Annotated in this window: 11 protein-coding genes; all 11 read right to left on the bottom strand. The window is 58.9% G+C overall.

Going from position 1 to position 21,108, the window contains the following annotated elements:
* The 11 genes from NE547_RS07555 to NE547_RS07505 all read right to left on the bottom strand — a co-directional run bounded on the left by NE547_RS07555 (position 1) and on the right by NE547_RS07505 (position 21,097).
* On the bottom strand, positions 1-1,176 hold the full coding sequence (locus NE547_RS07555) for a reverse transcriptase domain-containing protein (RefSeq protein WP_195325361.1): 1,176 nt from the start codon (positions 1,174-1,176) through the stop codon (positions 1-3).
* 519 nt (positions 1,177-1,695) lie between these two features.
* Positions 1,696-4,434, bottom strand: coding sequence for a bacterial Ig-like domain-containing protein (locus NE547_RS07550; RefSeq protein WP_256175205.1), 2,739 nt, complete (start codon positions 4,432-4,434; stop codon positions 1,696-1,698).
* On the bottom strand, positions 4,427-4,816 hold the full coding sequence (locus NE547_RS07545; RefSeq protein ID WP_225123349.1) for a hypothetical protein: 390 nt from the start codon (positions 4,814-4,816) through the stop codon (positions 4,427-4,429). The genes NE547_RS07550 and NE547_RS07545 overlap by 8 nt, the downstream gene beginning before the upstream one ends.
* A 74-nt stretch (positions 4,817-4,890) precedes the next feature.
* On the bottom strand, positions 4,891-5,883 hold the full coding sequence (locus NE547_RS07540; protein ID WP_195328617.1) for a hypothetical protein: 993 nt from the start codon (positions 5,881-5,883) through the stop codon (positions 4,891-4,893).
* A gap of 27 nt (positions 5,884-5,910) precedes the next feature.
* Complete coding sequence (locus NE547_RS07535) at positions 5,911-6,444, bottom strand: hypothetical protein (protein ID WP_195328616.1); 534 nt, start codon at positions 6,442-6,444, stop codon at positions 5,911-5,913.
* 13 nt (positions 6,445-6,457) lie between these two features.
* The gene (locus NE547_RS07530) at positions 6,458-7,765 is read right to left on the bottom strand and encodes a hypothetical protein (protein ID WP_225123350.1); all 1,308 of its coding nucleotides are present in this window, start codon (positions 7,763-7,765) and stop codon (positions 6,458-6,460) included.
* A gap of 16 nt (positions 7,766-7,781) precedes the next feature.
* Positions 7,782-8,153, bottom strand: a complete 372-nt coding sequence (locus NE547_RS07525) for a hypothetical protein (protein WP_195328614.1) — start codon at positions 8,151-8,153, stop codon at positions 7,782-7,784.
* A gap of 7 nt (positions 8,154-8,160) precedes the next feature.
* Positions 8,161-10,428, bottom strand: a complete 2,268-nt coding sequence (locus NE547_RS07520) for a phage tail protein (protein ID WP_238068155.1) — start codon at positions 10,426-10,428, stop codon at positions 8,161-8,163.
* Positions 10,429-10,431: 3 nt separating this feature from the next.
* Positions 10,432-11,193, bottom strand: coding sequence for a hypothetical protein (locus NE547_RS07515; protein WP_225123352.1), 762 nt, complete (start codon positions 11,191-11,193; stop codon positions 10,432-10,434).
* Positions 11,194-11,195: 2 nt separating this feature from the next.
* On the bottom strand, positions 11,196-20,723 hold the full coding sequence (locus NE547_RS07510; protein WP_238068163.1) for a tape measure protein: 9,528 nt from the start codon (positions 20,721-20,723) through the stop codon (positions 11,196-11,198).
* A complete protein-coding gene (locus tag NE547_RS07505) occupies positions 20,720-21,097 on the bottom strand; it encodes an HK97 gp10 family phage protein (protein WP_195328316.1) in 378 nt (125 codons plus the stop codon). The genes NE547_RS07510 and NE547_RS07505 overlap by 4 nt, the downstream gene beginning before the upstream one ends.
* Between the last annotated feature and the right edge of the window lie 11 nt (positions 21,098-21,108).

Below are 21,108 nucleotides of genomic sequence, written 5' to 3'. Positions count from 1 at the left end.
TCAGGCCGCCCGATAAGGCGGATATAATCGTTGTAGCCGCCGACATTCCCTTCGGACGACTTTCTTGAGATTGAACATGGTATTCGGCTGATAATACCGCTCCAATATTCGCTGACTGTTGCAATTACGGAGCTGCCCCAGTCTTGAGATCAGTCCGGACGCCCTTTTGAACGAGATGACCCGGTTCCGGTCTCTCCGGTGGTAGTAGGTGTGCAGCGCCCGCTTGAGCCGGAACAGGTTGTGCTTTCGGAGGATCGTGTACCCATGCCCGAAACGATAGCCCAACGCAGACGGGATTCTTGGCCGGCGGTGCCGCTGTTTCTTCTCGTGCAGGGTGTCGTGGGCTTTCGCCACCCTCGGCGTAAAGCCTACTCGGAAGATCTGCCAATTTCCCTTCAACCGCAAGCCCACCTCGGCCAGCCATGCCCGGATGTCATCCAGCAGCCGCCTCAGCTTCCGCTTATTGGAGCCGAAGATGGTGAAGTTGTCCATCTGCCGCAGATAGTGGCTCACACCATATTGCTTTTGGTGGATCATCAGATCCAGCGGCTGGAGCAGCAGATGCAGGAACCATGCGGAGAAGAACGCGCCGATCAGGACTCCGTACTCCATCAGCGCGTCGCACAGCCAGAGCGTTTCCCGGTCCTTGAACAGACGTTTCAGCGCATGGATGACATACGGCGGGTCCACCTCCACAAAGCAGTGGTGAATGTCGCACTCCGCGCAGTATTGGGTGCCCACTGGGTCATTCTTCATCCATTTCTTCAAAACCTTTACGCCATAGGAGTTGCCGCGCCCCGGCACGCTTGCGATGCAATACTTGTCCATGCTCCGCTTGATGTGCGGAATCATGGGCTGCACTACCGCGTGGTGGACATACTGGTCCGGCCACAAAAGCGGCTCATTGATATCCCGCCATTTCCCTTTGCCGCTGTCCGCGTTCCGGTCCCATTTCCGCCGTTGCAGGGGTTTATGCATATGCTCGTCTCCGGTCACCAGGTCTTCGATGAACTTGCGGAGTTTTACCACATATTCATCGATATGCTCCTCGATTTCCATGACCTTCTTATTTAAGCTGTAGTCGCCGTTGCGCCGGTGTCCCCGGTTGACATCCTGAATAGCCAGACGCAGGTTTTCATCGGAAATGATTTGTTGGTAAATTCTAACTCGTTTCATCAGGGATAGTGTTCCTCCTTGTAGCCTCACAACTGTTCCATCGCCGCGGGTGGTTCCGGGGCGGGACCCGGCCCGAAGTGTACTAAGCTGTGTCCTGACGGCTCATCTTCAGCAAGTGCTGCGCGGTCAACGATGCGTAATAGAAAGGGTGAGGAACCCTGACTACCAAAAGGAGGTTTAGCCATACCCGACAGGTCCTTCGACCTGCGTCTGCTTCAAGAAGGCGACAGCCGATGTTGGAGTTGGAGTTCGACGCGTTGTTGTAGTTCACGTAGAAAGGCCCGTGATTCTGGTTCTGGTTATAGTTACCGCCATGGTGCAGGCACGGGTTACTACCGTTGAAATTCCAGTTATCCGGGACATCGTCTGCTGCAAAGTTGACCCCGCGCTTTCCCCTTACCAAAGGAAAAGCGGTTTATTAGAGCAAAATCGCTCCATTTTGAATTTTTATAAGGCGGAGGTTGGGGGAAGGGACTGCGGTCCCCTCACCCCAAACCCCCTCCTCCACAGGGGAATAAGTCACGCCGCCTTCGGCGGGCGCTCCTGGAGGCGACAGCCGAAGCTGGAGTAGGAGCTCGACGCGCCGTCGCAGTACACGTAGAAAGGCCCGCGATTCCGGTCCTGGCTATAGCTACCGCCATGGTGCAGGCACGGGCCACTACCGTTGAAATTCCAGTCATCCGGGACACAAGTTGTAGTACTGCCAGAGGATTCGGAGGGGTAAAGCGCCCACTCTAGACCGCTTTGAGTCGGGATGGCGAAATCGCTGGGGTAGCCGCTGGTTGGCTTGCCCACCAGAACCCCGTTGGCATTGTCACTGAACTGATTGGGATTCTTGATGACATTCAGGCCATTGGCATTGTAGTAGCACCCGTCCATCCAGTCGTACACGTTGTCCCACCAGCCCTCGATATTCCGGTACTGGCAGAACCCATAGGAATTCCGGTTGACCGCCGTGGTTCCCGTGTGGTATTTCATGGCGTCCGTCTTTCCGTTGTTTTCCCTGGAGCCGCTGGCCGAACAGCCCAGGCCGATGCGCTCACCGTTCCAGTCCGCGAATTCCACCAGGAACAGCATATTCACATACCAGAACTGGGCAAAGTCCATCTGCCAGATGTTCGTCCCCAGATTGTGGATATTGGTGCGGGCAATGGAACGGGTGATGTTGACCATCTGCGCCTGATTGGTCTCCGATTTCCAGTTGGAGCCGCAGTGGTACCGGCCGATGTAGGAGTGATCCAGCTCGCCCAAGCCATCGCCCCGATCCATATTCACAGGGTCCACATGGAACCCCTCAACAGGGCCGTCCGCGATTTGCAGCTTCAACTTCTTCCCCGTCTTGGTCCACTTGAACCAATACTTGGGCTCTTTCACCATCACACCACCGGTCCGGGTAACCTTGGTCATGTCCCTCCACGGGTACAGGTTGTCAAATGGGGAGGAGCCGGAGCCATTATTCACTGCCGGATTGGGGTCGCCGAACCCGGCCGCCCCGTCTGTGCGCTTGCCCTTGGTGGAGCCGCTGCTGGTCCAATCCCACTCCACGCCGTAGATGGTGACGAACTGAGCCTTGACCTGTATCTGCTTGTCCGCGCCGGCCAGATAGTTGTCCCCCTCTGCCACCTTGACGGTAATTGTGGTGGTGCCTGTGGTGTCCTTTACACTGTTCACCGTCACCTCCCCCGTGATCTGATTGACGCTGCTCACGGTAGCCACACTCTGACTGTTGGAGATGGCGGAGATCACGCCGTCCCCCTTCCGGGTCACCGTGAATTTGGCGCTTCGGGCACTGGTGTTCAGGGTCACAGCTGCGGGGCTTACCGTCACTACCTGGTCGCCCTTGGCGATGGACCAAGTCGCGGTCTTGCCGCCCACTTCGCCGTCCCACCACTGGTGGTTGGAGTCCGGTGTAAAGGTGGCGGTGTATCCCGTCCCGGCGTTGATTTGGGGCTCCACCGAAACGGTCATCTTATTGCTGTCATAATTGCTGTCCCAGGACGGGGTCTTGGGGTTGCCGTCGTACTTCGGCACCTCGCTCTGCTTGGGCACCGCCGCCAGGCTGGCCCGGCCAATGGTCCAGTTTACCGTCTTCTTCCCGGTGGTGCCGTCCGACCACATGCCTTTCAGCAGGGTAAAGGTGGCGGTATGGGTGCCCGCGTTGGTCTGGGGCGTCACCGACACCGAGGAATTCTCCTGGTCAAAGTTGTTCCACTCCGGCGTCTGCGGCGCGCCCGTATAGACGGGAGAGCCCTTCTGTACCGGGATGGGTACGATAACGCTGGTGATGGTCCAGATGACCTCCTTGGCCCCGGTGGAGCCGTCCCACCACTTGTAGTTGGGCGTGGGGGTGAAGGTGGCGGTATAGTCCTTGGCATCTGTGCCGAACCGCTCCCCGCCGATGATCAGCTTGCTGGTGTCGTAGTTGTCCCAGGTGGGCGTCTGGGGCTTTCCGTTGGCCGCCAGCACATTGCTCTGCTTCGGCGGCGAAGCGATGACCGCCCGGTCGATGACCCAGCTTACGGTCGCCTCATTCTGCCCTCCGGGGAATACATAGCCATAGTCCAGAACAAACTTGGCGGAATAGGTGCCTGCATTGACGCCATTGGTTTCTCCGGAAATGGTCATCTTTCCGGTGCCATATCCGGTCCACGCCGGCGTCTTGGTCTCTCCGTCATAGGTCAGAACTCCATTTTGAACCGGGACGGCCACCTCGATGGGGTTCACCGTCACCGTCAGGCTTGCGGTCTTGGTCACGCCCTCGTAGGCGTACTGGATCTGCACTGCCTGCTGCCCCAGTGCGGAGAACGCGTCCGGGGAGTGGGTGTATCCGGAGACTTCCTCCGAGGATTCGTCCGAATAAGTGGCTGTGACCACCATTCCGGCCGGATCAAAGGTCTCCAGATACTGGTATGTCATCTTTGTCGGGTTTGCCGTGATGGCGATGGACACCAGCACCTTCTTCACCGTCACGGGTACGCTGGCCGTCTTGGTGATCCGCCCCTCCGTGTAAGTAATGGTCACCTCCGTGACCCCATCCGTCAGAACCTGAGGCGAAACGGTGTAGCCGGTCACGTCTGAAGTAAGACCATACCCATAGCCCGCCGTGACCACCATGCCGGTCGGGTCAAAGGACTCCCCGGACTTATAGACCGTCTTGTTGGGCTGCTTGGTAATTGCCAGGGTCTCCAGCTTCAGAGTGCCGCCGCCACCGTTGCCGCCGGTCATGTTGAAAACCTTGCCGACGTTAGCGTTACTCATTGCTCTGCTCGACCTCCAGTCGCAAAATAGAAATCGTCAGGTTCTCCGTGGGGGTGACCTCGCACCGGAACGTGACCTGACCGTCCGTTGTAATGTTATCGGCTTTTACGCCGGTCTCGCTTGCCGCCATAAAGCAGTCCGCGTCGGCACACACAATATACCAGTATTTTCCGTCAGCCAGGAGGAACTCGTCCTGCACAGTCTGAGCTCTGCCGCTCCAGTTCTCGGTCGGCAGAGTGACGGTGATACCGGTGTGCTGTGCGCTCTCCAGCAGAGGGATCATCGAGTCCAATAGTTCGTTGATGCGGATCAGGGTGTCCTGTTTCCCTCGCTCTGCCAGTGCCCGTAACTGCTCTATGGTGGTGAGTTGTTTCTCTGCCATATGAGAGCTCCTTTCGGGAAATATAAAAAAAAGGGGACGGGAATCTGCGCCCCCATCCCCCTTAACGGAGCCGTTTAAGGCTCCTCTTCAGTGGCGCCGAAGATCTCATCCAGCATGGACTGCACCTCGGTGTCCTCAGCCACAGCCATGCCGTCCAGCTTTGCCTTGTCCTCCTTGGACATCAGGCCGTCGGCCTCAGAAGTGGCCTTCTCATAGGTGGTGTCCTGACCGGGGATGCCCAGCTTGGTGATATCCTCCTTGGTCACGTCGTCGCCCAGCACCACATGGCCACTGGCGTCGCTGCCCACTTTCTTGAATCCGGCCTCTACGGCGGAGCCGGCGGGGTGGGTGTAGACCACGGTCTCCTGGCCGTTGATCTTGATGTTGCCATTGATCTCGGACTTCTCCACCTTGGTCGCGCCCTGGGCGATGCCGGCCATGGCGGCGGTGATCTTGCCCTCGATGGCGGCCATCACGGTGGCGTAGTCGTCCTCCTCACCGCCGATACCGGCCGCGATCTCATTGAGCTTGGCGATGGCGGCGTTCATAGCGGAAGCGTCGTCCGGGTGTTCCTGAATCCAGGCGGCAATCTCAGTCAGGGTGTTCAGGGACTCCTGGGCGTCCTCGGGAATCAGCTGCTTGGTCAGCTCCTCGTTGGCGATGGTGCGGGCACTCTTGCCGGCGTCGCTGCCGATCAGGGTGTCCACATCCGCCTTGGCGGCCTTGGCGGCCAGAACGGCAGTCAGGGCGGAGTCCAGGTCGGCCTCAGACACCTGAGCCTTGTAGGCCAGGGCAGCCAGACCCTTAATAGCCACATCCTTGCCGTTGACGGAGAGTGTGCCGTTGGCGGTGCCGGTTGCGATCAGAATGTCCACCATCTTTTCCGCGATGGACAGGGCGGTGCCGTTGACCTTGACGCCCTCCAGGACGTTGGCCTGGCCGCCCGCGCTCTCCAGCGTGTCCACTCGGTCGGACAGGGCTGTCATCTTGGAGTCGACCTTACCGATCTCGCCCTTGGTGCGCTGGGCCAGCATCTTCAGCTGGTCAAGAGTAGTGTGCTTAGACATAGATATGTCCTCCTTAAATATATTTGTTTACGGCTCGTCGCCGAAAACATCGTCAAGAACGTCCTCCACCTCTTCGTCGGTGGCCGTATTCCCCGGGTGCTCCGGGTCGTCCGGGGGCGTCCAGTCGGATGCGAACGCGTCGTCCAGGGCTGCGTCCACTTCCTCGTCCGTAGCCGTGTTCTCTCGGATGACTTCCAGAATCTGAGCCCGTATGTCTCCTCCGGAATGAGAGGGCGGAACCAGCTGGGCTGCATCGACAGCATACATGATGCGGCTGGTCAGGCACCATACGGTATCTTTTTGCTCCGCGCCCTTGACGCCGGACACGCCGATGTGAAGACTGACCCCCGCCTGCTTCAAACACTCGGCGGGGATGATACAACGGTCGTCCGTCAGCTTCACGGACAGCTCCACGCTGCCGGCCTTGAAAATGGCCGTTTTTGTGTAGCCATCCCAGCTTTTATCAAAGAGGAACTCCACGATGTAGAGGGTTTCGGCGTTCTGCACCAGGCTCTCATCCTTGAGCATATGGGCATAGGTTTCTTTGACTGCGATTTCCACGGGCCGCACCTCCTTACTGAATAGCCCCGTTGCCGGACAGCTCGAACCGGATGAGATGAACCGTCAGATCCATCGCCGGGTCGGTGTCGCAGGTAAACATGAGAAAGCCGGAGGCGGTGATGTCCTTTGGCTGCACGTTGCAGTCGATGAACTCCTCCTTGCAGGCCTCCTCCGCAGTGAGAAAATATTTGTGCGTGCCAAGCGCCAAAAGCCGGCTGTCGGCAACGGTGACGCTCCCGTCCTTCCACCCGTTCTTGGGGATGACCAGGTCAAAGGAGATGCCCAGCACGTCCCCCGCGCCCGTTCCGTTCCGGCCGTTGTAGACCGAGATGTTGTACGAGGACCCGTCTGTCAGATGCACGGTGTAAACGTCTGTGCTGCCGGGGGAGTGGTCGCCCTCGGTCAGCTGGATGTCCTCGATGCCCACGCCAATGGGGCCCTGCAGCTCGCAGCTGATTTTTGTGTCGTAGTATGCGCCCGTCTCCGCGTCCCAGATCCACCAGGTTCCATTTTGAGGCTTGGGCGGTTTCCCACTGTACTGTTCTGCCCTGGAAGCGCTCTCCGCGGCGTTTCCGGCGCTCTCTTCCGCGGCAGTCTTGGCCTGTTCCGCAGCCAGTTTGGCATTCTCGGCGTCCTCTTTGGCCTGCGCGGCGGAGAGGGCGTCGTCTTTGGCGCTCTCTTTGGCGGCCAGAGCCTCGCCACTTGCGGCCTCGGCGTCCTCCTTAGCCCCCAGCGCGGCGGTTTCCGACTCCTTGGCGTTGGTCTCGCTGAGCTTGGCTGCCGCCTTTGCCTCCTCGGCGGCCTCTTTGGCGGCTTGAGCAGCCTTCGCATTTGCCGCTGTCTGGCCGCCCAGAGTTTCTACCTCGTTCTTGACATTCTTGATCCGCTCCTCGGCGGCTTTTGCCTCGGCCGCGCTGAACGCGGCGGCATTCCTGAATTCTTCCGCCTCCCGGGCCTTCTGGATCGCCGCCTCCGCCGAATCAGCCGCATTGGTCTCCGACTCCTTAGCACGGCTTGCCGCATCGATGGCGTTGTCAGAATACTGTCCCGCCTGGGTCTCAGAGGCCTTGGCCCGTTCCTCGGATGTTTGGGCGTCTTTGGCGGAATCCAGGGCTTCCTCCGCCTTTTGAGTGGCGGTGGCCGCCTCAGTCTTGGCCTTCTCGGCGGAGGCGGTGGCAGAGTCCTTGGCCGTGGCCGCAAACTCCATCGCGCTGGAGGACTCCTTGTTCATAGCGGCCAGGGCGTCGTGGATGGACCCGCGCACCTCCTCGCCATATATAGCCTCCAGTATTTTCTTTAGATAACTGCTGATGTCGGCCAAATCAACTCACCCCTTCCTAATCCACCAGCATCCAGTCAATCGCCAGAATCTCTTCCCCCGACAAATTTCCAACGGCGTCGTCATACTTCGCCATCATCAGCTCCACCTCATGCTCCATTTCATTGAACGGGGCCAGCTCGTCGCAGAACTGCTGAAAGTTGGGGGAATCCATCTTGAGCATATAGGTCGGCGCGCCCCTCTCATCCTTTCCCGCCTCGCCATACTTCTCAATGAGGCTTAGCCGAATCGTGTCAAATTCCACGATGGAATTGGAGAGAAAGCGGTAATTCCGAGCGGCCACATATCCGATCTTGTCCCGCCGGGCAAGCAGGGGCTTGAGCGACTTCAGATATACGAGCACTTCGGAATTTTTCAATTTTTTCTTCATAACGGCATTATTCTCCTGTTCCAAAATCCAGACCTCGGACGGTCGCACCGCTGAAATCCACATGTCCCTCAAAGTAAACGACACCGCCGCTGCCTCGGCTGCCGATCGTGATATAGCCTCCGCAGGGGCTGTAAATGTTAATGTAGGGGGCATCCCCCTCGTAATACTCGATGGCCAGCATGTGGAACCGGCTGTTTCCATAGGGACCGTAGAGGTTGAAGCTCCCAAAGTCGCTCCCGGCGATAATGTTGAACTCCTCGCCGTAGAACTCTCCGCCTTCGATGACCGGGGAACGGATCGTGGTCTGGTCGATGTAGGTGCTCTTAATGTAGCCGGGCATCTCGATGGAGTCTGCCAGCTTGTACGCCCGGTCGGCCCGGGAGTACGCGTCGTCGGCGTAGTCATAGGCCTCGTCCGCCAGATTGTAGGCGTCGTTGGCCATGGAATAGGCCGGATTGGAATTGATGTTCTGGTTGCTTACCTGGGCCCAGTTGATGCTACTCCCGGCGCCCATGGTCACGCTGCCGTTGATGGTGACAAGGCCGTTGGGGTTCACGGCGAACGTCACCACCCCCGTGCTCTTGTTGGTCACCCTCAGGCCGTAGAGGTCCAGATAGTCCGCCTTGAACTTGTCGCCCGTCAGCATGCTGTTCCCATAGGGGTCCAGAAAATCCTCCGCCTGCACCACGCCCCCGAAGGAGCCCTTGGCGGCCAGCAACGTTCCGGCAAAGGTGCCCCGCCGTGCGGTCAGATTTCCCTGCTCATCCACGATAAAATTCCCGCCGATGTTGATGGAGCCTTTCTTCATGGTCAGCGTGCCCGTTTTCATATCCAGGGAAAAGTTCCCGCCGACGTCCTTGAGCACGCCTGCCCGGATCACATCGGCATTGAGCACGCCCGTATTGATGTAGTCGGCCACGATGGACCCGTCCATGGTCATGGCCAGCCCAAAAGTCTTGCCTCCATCATTGGAGTACCCAAGGCCGTTCATGTTCCACTTCCACAGCTTGTCCGCCTTGGTGTAGTCCCGCACGTTGGAGATGTAGAGCGTGTCCGAGCCGTACTCATCCCGGGTGATGGTGATATAGCCCGTAGTAGCCATATTCATGATGTGCGTAGCGTTTTCCTGGGCCTCCTTTAGGATGGAGTGGGCCTTGGGCAAGTTTTCGATCTTCTCCAGCACTGCGGCATTGGTCTGATTGTTCACGCTGGTCAGGCTGAGCTGTACCGAATCCCCCATTTTGAACCGGGTGTTCTCCGGGCGATCCAATGGAATCTCCAGTTTGGTCACCGGGAACATCCGGTCCAGGCCGTGGGGGCGGGAGATGACCCGGATCTCGTCTAACAGCTTGACCGCCTCTGTGTTTACGTCCAGATAGTGCAGATCCAGCGCGCTCAGCTCCAGCTCCAGGTTGTCGAACTGGAGGTCTGCCAGATACTCCTTGGCCTTTTCCAGAAGCGCCTCCGGGTCGCTCACATCGTCCCAGCTGACTGTCTTGGCGATCCAGCCGTAGTGCTTCACCGCCTCGTCCGACTGGACATAGAGGCTGCCGCCGTTCACACTCTCTACCGTCAGGTAGGCGTCCAGCGCCTCGATGGGGCTGTCGTCCAGCCGGCTGCCCAGCGGAATAATCACGGTGGCATACTCCGTGGAATCCCAGTTGCGGGTGAAGTCGATGAGATTGGACCCGAACTGGATGACCTGACTGCAAGTGTCAGGGTACTCCTTCAGGTAATCCAGATACCGCACCCCATCCGCCTTCCGGACCCGGAGATGGCCTCCGTAGGTTTCCACCAGAGCGTTGAGCAGCTCCATCGTCTTCGCGTAATTGGTGTAGTAGGTGGGGAAGTTCTCGTCCACCACCGTCACCGCGCCGATGGCAAATTGCCGGTTGGCGCCGACTTTGGAGTTGTGAACGGCAATCAGCTGCTCCAGATACTCCCGAATCGATTTTCCGGCATACTCCGCCGGAGGCTGAACGGAGTCGTTGAAAAACGCCAGTTCCCCCTCACAGTAGAGCACCCGGTTGTTCCAGAAGTCCTTGCTCTCCGAAAGCGCCCGCCCCGCCCAAATCTCCTCTCCGTTTTTCTTCACGGAAATATCCGTGACCATGCGGACAATGCTGTCGTAGGCCTTGTTGGTGTGGGGAAGGGCCATCTCCAGCGACCCGGCCGCGCTGTCCTCCAGCGTCAGCTTGGGGTTGACCACCTTCATGTCATCCAACGAGAACACATCATTGTAGATGCACACGCCGTCCGCGTAAATGCTATACATCCCTCACAGCCTCCCCACTCTGAAATCCACCGAGACCGTGCCCGTGCCGGTGTCGCACCACAGCTCCAACGTGGCTCCCTGGCCGCCGAAGAACACAAACTCCGGGAACTGGATGGTGCCGTCGGTGAGCAGCTTCGTCTCATCCAGCCCCAGCGTTGGGTTGACAAACCGGATGTGTACGCCCCTCTGGTCTGAGCTGGTCACAAAGAACTGCGGACACACCGGAGCCCGCCCAAAGAGCGTGGCCTCCAGCCGGATGGTCCTCTTTTCAGCAGTCACGGCGATGTCCTTGAACAGAGCCGGCCGGATCACGCCATTTTGAAAGTTGAAGGGGTCCCACAGCCAGTCGTCCGTAGAGGACAGAACCGACCACTTGTAGGGCCCCACATCATAGTCGATGGTGATGCGCGACCAGTCCTTTTCCGACTTCCAGACGTTGACCACAAACCGCCCCTCGTAAAAATACTCCGGGTCATCCTCCAAAATCGCCCGCAGCTTCTGGCCGTGCAGATAGTCCATGATATCGGAATAGGCCATGTGCCAGGGCTTAAAGTCGTTCATCACGATAAACTCAATGGAGCCCGTCCGGTTCTGATACACCGGATACCCGGTGAGAGACTGGGATAAATCGATCACCCCGTCCCCACCGGGTATTTCCAGCGTCTTTACCTTCTGGGCCGGAGGATTGAACACGGGGCGGGAGGCGGGAACCAGCCGCCAGTCGTCCCAGGTGTTTTTATCCCCAAAGGTAACCGAATGGTACAAGCTTAGTTCCCCCTTCCTCTGCGCGTGACCCTCTGCCCAAGGGCGTTGTCCATGGGTCCTGCCATCTCGCCCACCAGCGTGCCGGTGTCCAGAACCACACGCATCCGTTCCATTCGCTCCGTCATCTCCGCCATTTCGCTGCGAAGGGCACGGAGCTCCTCCACAATGTCGCCGTTATCCACGTTGACCACCGTTCCGCCGCTTCGGCCGGACTCAGCAAAGGCCAGGCTGGCCTGCCCGGCAAGGCCGATGGTCCGCTGGGGATAGAACAGGCTGTTCAGCTCGTCCGCCCCGCGCATTACATCGGAGAGGTCAAGCACCGGCCGGATCGTGGGCTGAGCATCCATATCCCCGCTGAGCAGCTCGGCCGCGATGGACATGGCGTTGGAAAGGCCGTCTGCGGCGTACTCCGCCACATTCGCCCCCGCGGCGTAGGACTTCTTCGCGTAGTCTGCCAGTCCCGTCACAAAGCCAAGCCCCGTAAAGTTGCCCAGCTCCCGGAAGACCCGAGAAGGAGAATTGATCTTCAGCGTGCTCTTGACCGCCTCTACGCCGGCCAGCGCCATGCTGGTCAGTTCGTCGAGGAAGGCGGATTTCGACAGGGAGACGCCCTCCGCAAGACCGGCGGGGATCTGCTGTCCCGTCTCAGTCCATCCGGCTTCCTTCAGGATCTTCGTGGCCGCCTCGGTCATTTCCCGCATCTCGGCCTCGGTGTCCTTCTTGATCAAGCCCACGTTTTCCGCGAACTCCTGCCGGAGCGACGCCAGTTGATTGGCTGTGTCCTCTTCCAACTGGGACAATTCCTCCTGCCAGGTAATGCGGTACTCCTCCAGCTCCGCTTCCGCGTCGGCCCGCAGCTGAGCGATCTGCTCCTGGGTTTCCACGCGGAGGCCTTCCAGCTCTGAGGTGGCCTGTTCCCGGGCCTGAGCGTGCTTAACGGACCAGAGGGAGACGTACTTCTCCAGCTCGTCGTCGCTCATGGAATTCAGCGCCCGGATCTCTTCGATGGCGGACGGCCCCATCTCCTGGAGTTCGGAAATCAGGTCCGCATCAACCCCCCTGGCGGAGAGCTGGCCCAGAATATCCTGCCATTCGCCGAACTCCTGCACCTGCCCCTCCAGGTTCTTCATCAGCGTATCGCTGCTGACGGTCTCCTTCTTTGTAACTTCATCGAAAAGGCCGTAGGACTGGTAGAGACTGTTGGTACGGGATTCCACCGCGTTCTGATACTGGTCATTCAGCGACTGAATATCCCGTTCCAGCTGCTCATTGACAGAGCGAACCTTGTTGGCATACTCCTGCTCCAGCTGGATGCGCTTCTGGTTGGCGGACTCCTGAACGCTCTGGACGTCGGCGATATACTGCTTCTGGGCCTCATAGATCTTCTGCTCCAGCTGATAGACCTTCAGGTCCATCTCCTCGCGCTCTTTGCTGCCCGCCGCATACCGGCTCTGAACACGCTTATAGGCGGCCAGCTCGTCCGCCAGGCTCATTCGGCCGTAGTTCTTCTCCTTCTCGATCCAGTCCATAGAATTCTGATAGGACTCGTCCACAAGCTGGTTGCGAAGGGTGTAGACCTCCCGGTCGATCTTCTTGCGTTCCTCGCTGCCCTCCATATACCGGGACTGCATCCGCTCATAGGCGGCCAGTTCCTCCTCGGTGCTCAGCCGGTTGTAGTATTTCTCCTCCTCGATCCAGTCGAGGGAAGCCTGATAGGTGGACGCCACCAGTTCATTTTGAAGCTGATAGACCTCCCGGTCGATTTGCTTCCGCTCCTCGGAACCGGCTTTGTACTGCTTCTGAAGGTTTTCCCATCCGGCCAGCTGGTCTTTCAAACTCAGCTCGTCGTAATAGGTCTTCTCATCCACCCAGTCCTTCCAGGCGTCGATGCCTTTGTTGCTGACGGCGATAACCTCGCCGATCATGTCGGAAGTGGCCTGGGCGGCCGGGACGATGCTGTTGTCGACGCCGATGGCCAGGCCCTCACCGATGTTCTCGCCCAGATAAATGAACTCCCGGGAGGGAGAATGGCTGTCCAGGGCCTTTTTCGCCGCGTTCAGCGCGGCAAGGCCCAGACTGCGGCCCGCGGAACTGGAGGCGCTGAACTTAGAGCGGATGCCTTTGACAAAGCCCTGTCCGGCATTTTCACCGGCAGTCTCAAACTCGGGCTTCATGCTGTTGATTTGGGATACGGCCGCAGACGCCACCGTCCCCGCTGCCGTTTTTACGGCGCCGGAAGACGATAGGATCGAAACGGCGAGATTCCGCATCATGCCCTCAACTGCGGACTCGATCACAACGACCTTTTTGTCTACAATATCCGCCATTGACTCCACAAGCGTCTCCATGACGGAGCTTGCCACCGGGATATTCGACGTGATGGAACCACGGACGGAGGTCAGCATACTGACCACGGCGCTGTTTACGGTGCCGCCGCAGTTGTAGAAGGCGTCGGTGAATCCGGAAATCCCGGCGTCGCCCATCTTCTTCATACTGTCGGCGAATTTGGTCAGGCCGCTGGTATTGACGCCGTTTACCCCTTCCGCCAGCTCGATCAGATCCCAGACCTGGGTGATAACGTCGGACAACTTGCCGAGGTCAATACCGGAAATCTCATTGTAGTAATCCTTCATGGAGGCGCCGAATTTGGAAATATCCGCGCCAAAGGACGCCAGCGTCTGATCCCCGCCGAACCACTGGTCGAACAGACTGCTGTCCGGAAGGCCGGTCGCCAGATTGGAAAGCGCGCTCGCAGCGTTGGCCGAGGCCGTTACCGCTTCCGGCTTCACATCCTTGATGGCCTCCGCATAGGCGGCCAGATCTGCGCCGAAGGCCGTGAGGTCGTCTCCAAAGGCAGTCAGATCGGTTCCTCCCGTAAAGAAGGAGAGCAGCCCGCCCGTATTGGGTAAGGTATTCGCCAGTTCCACCAGCGCCTGACCGGCGGAGGCGGAACTTTCCACGGCAGTGGGATTGATGTCGGCCACAGCGTCGCTGTAAGACTTCATGGCCGCGCCGAAGGGGATGATCCCGGCGGCAAAGACGGCCAGATCATGGCTTCCATTGAAAAACTCCATGACTCCGCCCGCCAGGGGAAGGGATTCTTGCAGCCTTGCCAGGGACTGGGCCGCCACTGCCGAGGCGGTGATAGCCCCGGTGTTGATGTCCGCCACGGCGTCTCCGTAGGACTTCATAGCCGCGCCGAAGGGGACAATACCCGTGGCAAAGGTGCCAAGGTCGTTGCCGCCATCAAAGAAGGTCATCACACCGCCCACATTGGGCAGATTGGTCTGAAGCTGGGCCAGGGACTGGGCGGCAACCGCAGAAGCCGTGATCGCCTCGGCGTTGATACCGGCCACGGCTTCCCCATAGGATTTCATGGCCGCTCCAAAGGGCACAATGCCCTCCGAGAATTTACCGAGATCGTTTCCTCCCGTGAAGAACTCCATGACCCCGCCAACCTGCGGCAAAGCAGCCTGAAGTTTTGCCAACGACTGGGCGGCGACTCCAGATGCCTCCACGGCATCGGCGTTGATACCGGCCACGGCTTCCCCATAGGACTTCATGGCCGCGCCAAAGGAGATGACGCCCTCGGAGAATGTTTCAAGGTCGTTCCCGCCGGTGAAAAACTCCATGATGCCGCCCACGTTGGGCAGAGATGCTTGCAGCTCCGCCAGGGCCTGAGCCGCCACAGCCGAGGCGGAGACCGCGCCGGCGTCAATGCCGGAAACAGCGCCGCCATAGGCTTTCATGGCCAAGCCAAAGGAAAGAACTCCATCCGCAAAAGCCCCAAGATCGTTTCCGCCGGTGAAGAATTCCAGCACCCCGCCCACATGGGGAAGAGACGCCTGAAGCGCGGAGAGGGCCTGGGCCGCGGTAATGGAGGCGGAAACAGCGCCCGCATCCAACCCGGTCACGGAATCGGCATAGGCTTTCATCCCTTCTCCGAAGGGGAGCAGACCGTTTGCGAAGGTCTCCAAGTCGTTGCCTCCGGTGAAGAAGTCTACCACTCCGCCGATATTGGGAAGGGAGGCTTGCAGCTCTGCCAGCGCCTTTGCCGCAGTGGCGGAAGCGGTCACCGCTTCGCCATCCATGCCGGTCACGCTGTCGGAATAAGCCTTCATCGCCTCTCCAAAGGGAACCAACTGATCGCCAAAGGTCTCCAAATCGTTGTCGCCCGTGAAGAATGCGACCAGACCTCCGGTATTCGGAATGGTATTTGCCAGCTCCACCAGAGTTTTTCCGGCAATGGCCGAATTCGCAACCGCGTCGCTATCCAAACCGCTGACCGATTTTGAATAATTCTTCATGGAGACGCCAAAGGAGGCAAGCTGCGCTCCGAAGGTCGCCATATCGTTGTCGCCGGCAAAGAATGCGACAGCGCCCCCCGTGTTCGGGAGCGTGGCCGCCAGTTCCGCCATGGCCTGCCCGGCGATGGCTGAGTTCTTAACCGCGTCCACATCCAGTCCGGTCACCGCGTCAGAGTAGGCTTTGATGGCCTCCCCAAAGGGGGCCAGCTGGTCGCCGAACGCGCTCATATCGTTGTCACCGGCAAAGAAAGCCACGGCTCCGCCTGTATTGGGCAGGGTAGCCGCCATTTCCGCCATGGCCTTCCCCGCGATGGCGGCATTGTTTACCGCGTCGGCGTCCAGCCCTTTGATGCTTGCGGCAAACCGCATCATGGACCCGCCGAAACCAACCAGCTGGTTTCCAAACTCGTCCATGTCATTTTCGCCGGTGAAGAACCCCGCGATGCCGCCGCAGTTCGGCAGGGTCGCCGCCATTTCGGCCAGTGTCTTTCCGGCAATCGCGGCCGTGCTGACCAAATTGCCGTCAAGGCCGGCAATGCTGTTGGAAAATTTCATCATCGCCTCACCGAAGGGGACAAGCTCCCCGGCAAAGGCGGACAGGGAAGAACCGCCCGTCAGCCAGGAGGTCAACCCTTCCAGCAGATCAGCGGCAGTAATCAGCAAAATCGCCTCGGTAAGCGCCTTTACACCATCCAGCATGGCGGCGTCAATGCCACGGGCTCCATCGATAAACGGCTGTACGTTGGTCATGAACGCCGCGAGATCGGCGCCGATCTGCGGGAACGAGGCGGATATGCCGCCCATAAACCCGCCGACAATACCGCCGATAAATCCGCCAATGGCGTTTCCGATGGTTTGCAGCAGCTTGCCGCCTTCCCCAATCAGCCAGTCGAGGCCGGGAATCTGCGCCAGGCCTCCAATGGCCGCCAGAACAACGGCAAGCTCCGCCATAACAACGCCCAGGCCAAGCACGCCCACCATTGCGGAGGGGATCAGCCCGGCCAATGCGCCGAGGGCCACCATAATGCCGCTGAGAAGCCCGATCCCAGCGGCGCCTTTCAGAAGGGCGTCAGTGTCGATGCTCCCCAGGGCGGATACGATTCCGGAGAAGAAGGACATCAGCAAATTGACCACCGACTGGATCAGTGTCGGCAGATTGCGCGCCAAGCCGTCGATGACTTCGATCAGGAACTGCATGATAGAATCCACGATCTGCGGCGTATAGGCCGCCAGCGCCGCAAGGACTCCGGCAATCAGCTCCAGAGCCCCGTTGGCAATCGCGGGCACACACTCCACCAGGACGTCCACCAGGGTGAGCACCAGCGCTTTGACCGCGTTTCCAATCGCCGGGGCGCCATTGGTGATGACTCCGGCAAAGGCGATGACCGCCTCGCCCAGCTGTTGGGCAATCGCAGGGATTAGCGCGGCAATACCCGTGATAATGGACGTCAACCCGGCCACAATGATGGTCACGCCTGCCCCCAGGGAGGTAGCCAGGCCCGTGATGCCGACCGCGATGGCGGTGAGCCCAGTCCCAACCAGAAGAAGCCCCGCCCCAAGGCCGGCAATGCCGACGCCAATCAAAGCAAACGCGCCGCCCAGCCCGAGAATGGTGGGGAGCAGCGGCGTGAGAAGCGCGCCGGCCGTCCCAATCACCGTAAAGGCTCCGGCAACGGTAATCAGCCCCTTGGCGATGGCCTCCCAGCTCATGCTTCCCAGGGTAAAGAGCACCGGGGTCAAAACCGCCAAAGCGCTTGCGGCTACCAGCATAGCGGCGGAACCGGCCAGTGTTCCGTTCATAAAATTCAAACCGACCGCCAGCTCGGCCAGAGCGCCGCCCATGGCAACCAGGCTTTTCGCAATGGCCTCCCAGCTCATGCCCCCCATTTTTCCGAGGGCCTCCGCCAAGACATTCAGCGCCGCTCCAACTGTGACAAGCCCCGCGCCCGTGGTAATCAAGTTCTTCGGCATGGCTTTCATGGCGATCGCCACTTCCGCCAAGGCCCCGCCCATGGCCAGCAAGCCCTTCCCGATCTCCGCCAAAAACATGCCGCCGAAGTCCGCCATCGCAGAAGCAAATATCTTCATGGCCGCGCCGATCTCAATCATGGCAAGACCAGTGGAGATAAGCCCCTGTGCATTTCCAGTCAGTTTTGTGAATGCGGTAATCTCCAAAAGGACAGCTCCAACAGAGCTCAGCCCCTTCACCAGCTCGCCCGCATTCATCTGCCCAAAATCCTTGCAGGCGGAGGCAAAGACCTTCATAGCGCTGGCCAGAACCAGAATCCCGGCCGCAGTAGCCATGGCGCCCTTGTTGACCTTAACCGTGTTCGTGAATAGAGAAACCTCCGCCATCAGAACGCCGACTCCGGTCAAGCCCTTTGCCACCCCGGCAAAGTCCAGCTGGGCCAGGTCGATACAGGCGGAGGCAAGCATTTTGATTGCGCCGGCAAACACCACCATCTGGGCGGACCCCTTGATGACGGAGCTGGAACCGCTCCCCAAAACTTTGGCCGCAGCCACCAGCGCGGTCATCAGCCCGGCGATCCCGGCAAGGGCCACGACCATCTGCTCCGGCTCGATATCGGAGATTTTCTTCAGGGCGGAGGCCAGCAGAAGAACTGAGGTGGAAACGCCAATCATAGCCGCAGTGCCTTTAACGACACCCTTGACTTCTCCACTAATACGACTAAAGATGGCCATGGAAGCCATCAATTCCGCAAACAGTACGGTAATGGCGCCCAGAGAAGCGGTCAGCTTGCCGCTGTCAATCAGAGAAATGGTTACGATCGCGGCCGCCAGCACGGCAATAGCGGAGGCGATTTTCAGAAGGGTTCCAGCCTTCAGCTGGGTCTGATAGGCTTCAAAGCAGCCCCGCACCCCGTCCAAAATACCCTTTACATTGTCAAGAAGGCCGCCGACATCGTCGAAAGACTTTGTCAGGCTGTTCATGAACTTGGTGATGCCTACCGCGATTCCGCCCAGAGAAATGCCGTTGAGTAAATCAATCACTCCGCTGAAATCAGCGTTGCCAATGGCGTCTATCAGCGTGGCGGACAAGCCGCCGAGCACGCCGATGATTCCGCTGGCAATGGTTTTCACGCCGTTGAACAGGCTCTGAAGCATTTGCAGGAATTTGCTGTTTCCAACGGCGGAATCCATGGTATTTACCGCATCGTCCACCCCAAATCCCAGGCCGCCGACTGCGTCGATCACCTGGCCGATTCGGGTCTGGATGCGGCCGAGAAGCGCCTGGAACGCCTCGAAGCCGGGGATGGCAAAGACGTCGCCGAGAAACCCGATAAAGGTTTGGATTCCTGATACAACGAAACCCAGAGCATCCGCGATACCCTGGGCCACTTTACTGAAGACTTTACCTTTCTTTGCCGCGTCGTTGATGCCGGTCAGAAAATCGCCAATCGCGGCGGTCACCGTAAGAAGACCATCTGCTAGGGACCCTATGCCTCCAGCCATAGGCATGACCGCGTTGACCACCGCCATAATTGCCTGACGGCCCAAATCCAGCATGGAAAAGAGCCCTTTGAAGGTCCGCTGCAATTTATCCGCTGTTTCATCCGAAATCGTCAACCGCTCGGAAAAGCTCCGCAGCGTCTCCGTCAGCGCGTAGAGCTGGTCGGAAGTGGCGGGCGGAAAAATATCGCGGAACGCATCCTTGATCGGGGCGATAACGCTTACCAATCCCTTGGCCGCGTTCCAGACCGACTGGATCAGGTTCTCCCGGCCGGAGGGGCGCAGAATCTTCTCCGTAAACTCATCCATGGAGACGGAGCCATCCCGAAGACTGTCGGCCAGCGTTTCGATCTGCTCCACCATCTCCGAGGTGTATCCGGCGGCCTTGCGCTCCTCCTGGGACATGCCGGACATCTTTCCCTGGAGATGATAGACCGCCTCGGACAAGGTTTCAGAGGAGATTACTCCATCCTTCAACCCCTGCTTCAGCGCGTCAGTAAAGCTGTCCGAATCCGCTACCAGCTGGTCAAAGGCGTCGCCGCTCTCTCTGGCGACTGCTTGGATCGACTCTATAAAACCCGCTTCATCGGCAATTCCCTGATCCAGCAGCTGTTTCCAGCCGGAACTCAAGCCGCCGCTGAGCAGTTCGTTTCTCGCCTGGGCGGACTCGCCGATGATGCCGCCGATGGTGTTGAATACTTCCGTCAACAGCGCTTTTGCCTCGTCAAAGTCGCCAACCAGAATCTCCCACGTCTCGGTCCATCCCGACTGGGCGCTCTCCTTCAAGGTGTCCCATAGCTGGGTAAAGGTTTTCACCTTCGTAGCGGCGTCCTCTGCCGTCTGTGCCATCTGGGCAATTTCCTTTGCCTGGGCCTCCGTAAAGCCCTGCTGCACCAGATCCGCCTCGGTATATGCGCCGGCAAACTGCTTCAGGGTCTCCGTGAGGACTTCCGTGGTGAGCCACTCGCCCCTGGTAAGGGATTCCCGGAAGGAACCATACATATTGATGGCATTCTGGGCTCCGGTGCCCAGCAGCTCGGATGTGCGGACCAGGGCGTCCTGGAACACCTTGCCGCCCATGCCCGCGTTGACCACCGAGTTCCAGTCCATCAGGGACACTCTGCCTGCGGCCAGCGCCTGGGAGAGCTGATACATGGCTGTGGACGCCTGCTGGGAGGTGGAGCCGGAAATGGCGGCCAGGTTCGCGATACCCTTGATGGAGTCAACGGATGTCTGAAGTTTTACACCAGCCGCGGTAAACGTGCCGATGTTCCGGGTCATTTCCGTGAAGTTGTAGATCGTCTTGTCCGCGTAGGTGTTCAGCTCATCCAGCGCCCGGTTCACCTGCTGAAGATTGGTCCCTTCGTGCTGGGTGTTCGCCAGGATGGTCTGCACCGCTCCGATCTGGGTCTCATACTCCTGAAAACCGGTTTTGATGGGGTCGATTGTAAGGGCGGACACAAGCCGTTTTTCCGTGTTCAGGGCTGAATTTGTAATGTTGGAAAGGGTCGTCATGGCAACGACTTCAAGCGCCGAGAATTTCGCCCGAACCGTCTCGACGGAGCTGCTAAGGGCGGACATATTGCACTTCTTAGCAGCGTCGCCCAGGTTTTCAAGTCCCTTGGCAGCACCGTCCAGATCCAAACCCTGCTTGAGTTTGTCGAGTGTCGACAGACTGGTCTGCACATTCCGCTCAAACTGTCTGTTGTCAAATCGCATCTCGACGATTCTCTCGTCGATGGTCCTGCTCATGACCGTGTGACCTCCTTCCATGCGTAATCTGCGATCTGGTCAAAAATAGGCTGGATAGCAGGGTTGATGTAATCTCTTCCCTGTACCCAGCCTCCGGTCCCAGTGCCATGTCCGTATTGCAGGATAATGGCAATGGGAACTCCATTTTGAACATTTGAATTGTGAAACGAGATGGTGACGGTGTTGTCCCTGTTGGTAATTTTGTAATACCAGGACGCGGCCGTCTCTCCGGAGTCAACAGGCGTTGCAGACGCAAGGGCGGCCACGCCTTCCCGGCCAAACTTGTCCAGATCGCCGAGATGAACCGTCTCCTTTGCTCTTTCCAGAAATCGGGTCAGCTTGGAAAAATCGCCCTTGTGTCTGAAACGAATCACTGCCGTCTCCT

It is taken from the genome of Flavonifractor sp. DFI.6.63 (assembly GCF_024462255.1).
GTDB classification, from domain to species: Bacteria; Bacillota; Clostridia; order Oscillospirales; family Oscillospiraceae; genus Lawsonibacter_A; species Lawsonibacter_A hominis.
The sequence above is the reverse complement of the archived record's forward strand: the minus strand, read 5'-3'. Positions and strand labels throughout refer to the sequence as shown.

What these genes read in the sequence shown, in the direction of transcription:
- NE547_RS07555 (WP_195325361.1), bottom strand. Translation starts at nt 1,176, where the DNA reads ATGAAACGAGTTAGAATTTACCAACAAATCATTTCCGATGAAAACCTG.
- NE547_RS07550 (WP_256175205.1), bottom strand. Translation starts at nt 4,434, where the DNA reads ATGAGTAACGCTAACGTCGGCAAGGTTTTCAACATGACCGGCGGCAAC.
- NE547_RS07545 (WP_225123349.1), bottom strand. Translation starts at nt 4,816, where the DNA reads ATGGCAGAGAAACAACTCACCACCATAGAGCAGTTACGGGCACTGGCA.
- NE547_RS07540 (WP_195328617.1), bottom strand. Translation starts at nt 5,883, where the DNA reads ATGTCTAAGCACACTACTCTTGACCAGCTGAAGATGCTGGCCCAGCGC.
- NE547_RS07525 (WP_195328614.1), bottom strand. Translation starts at nt 8,153, where the DNA reads ATGAAGAAAAAATTGAAAAATTCCGAAGTGCTCGTATATCTGAAGTCG.
- NE547_RS07520 (WP_238068155.1), bottom strand. Translation starts at nt 10,428, where the DNA reads ATGTATAGCATTTACGCGGACGGCGTGTGCATCTACAATGATGTGTTC.
- NE547_RS07510 (WP_238068163.1), bottom strand. Translation starts at nt 20,723, where the DNA reads ATGAGCAGGACCATCGACGAGAGAATCGTCGAGATGCGATTTGACAAC.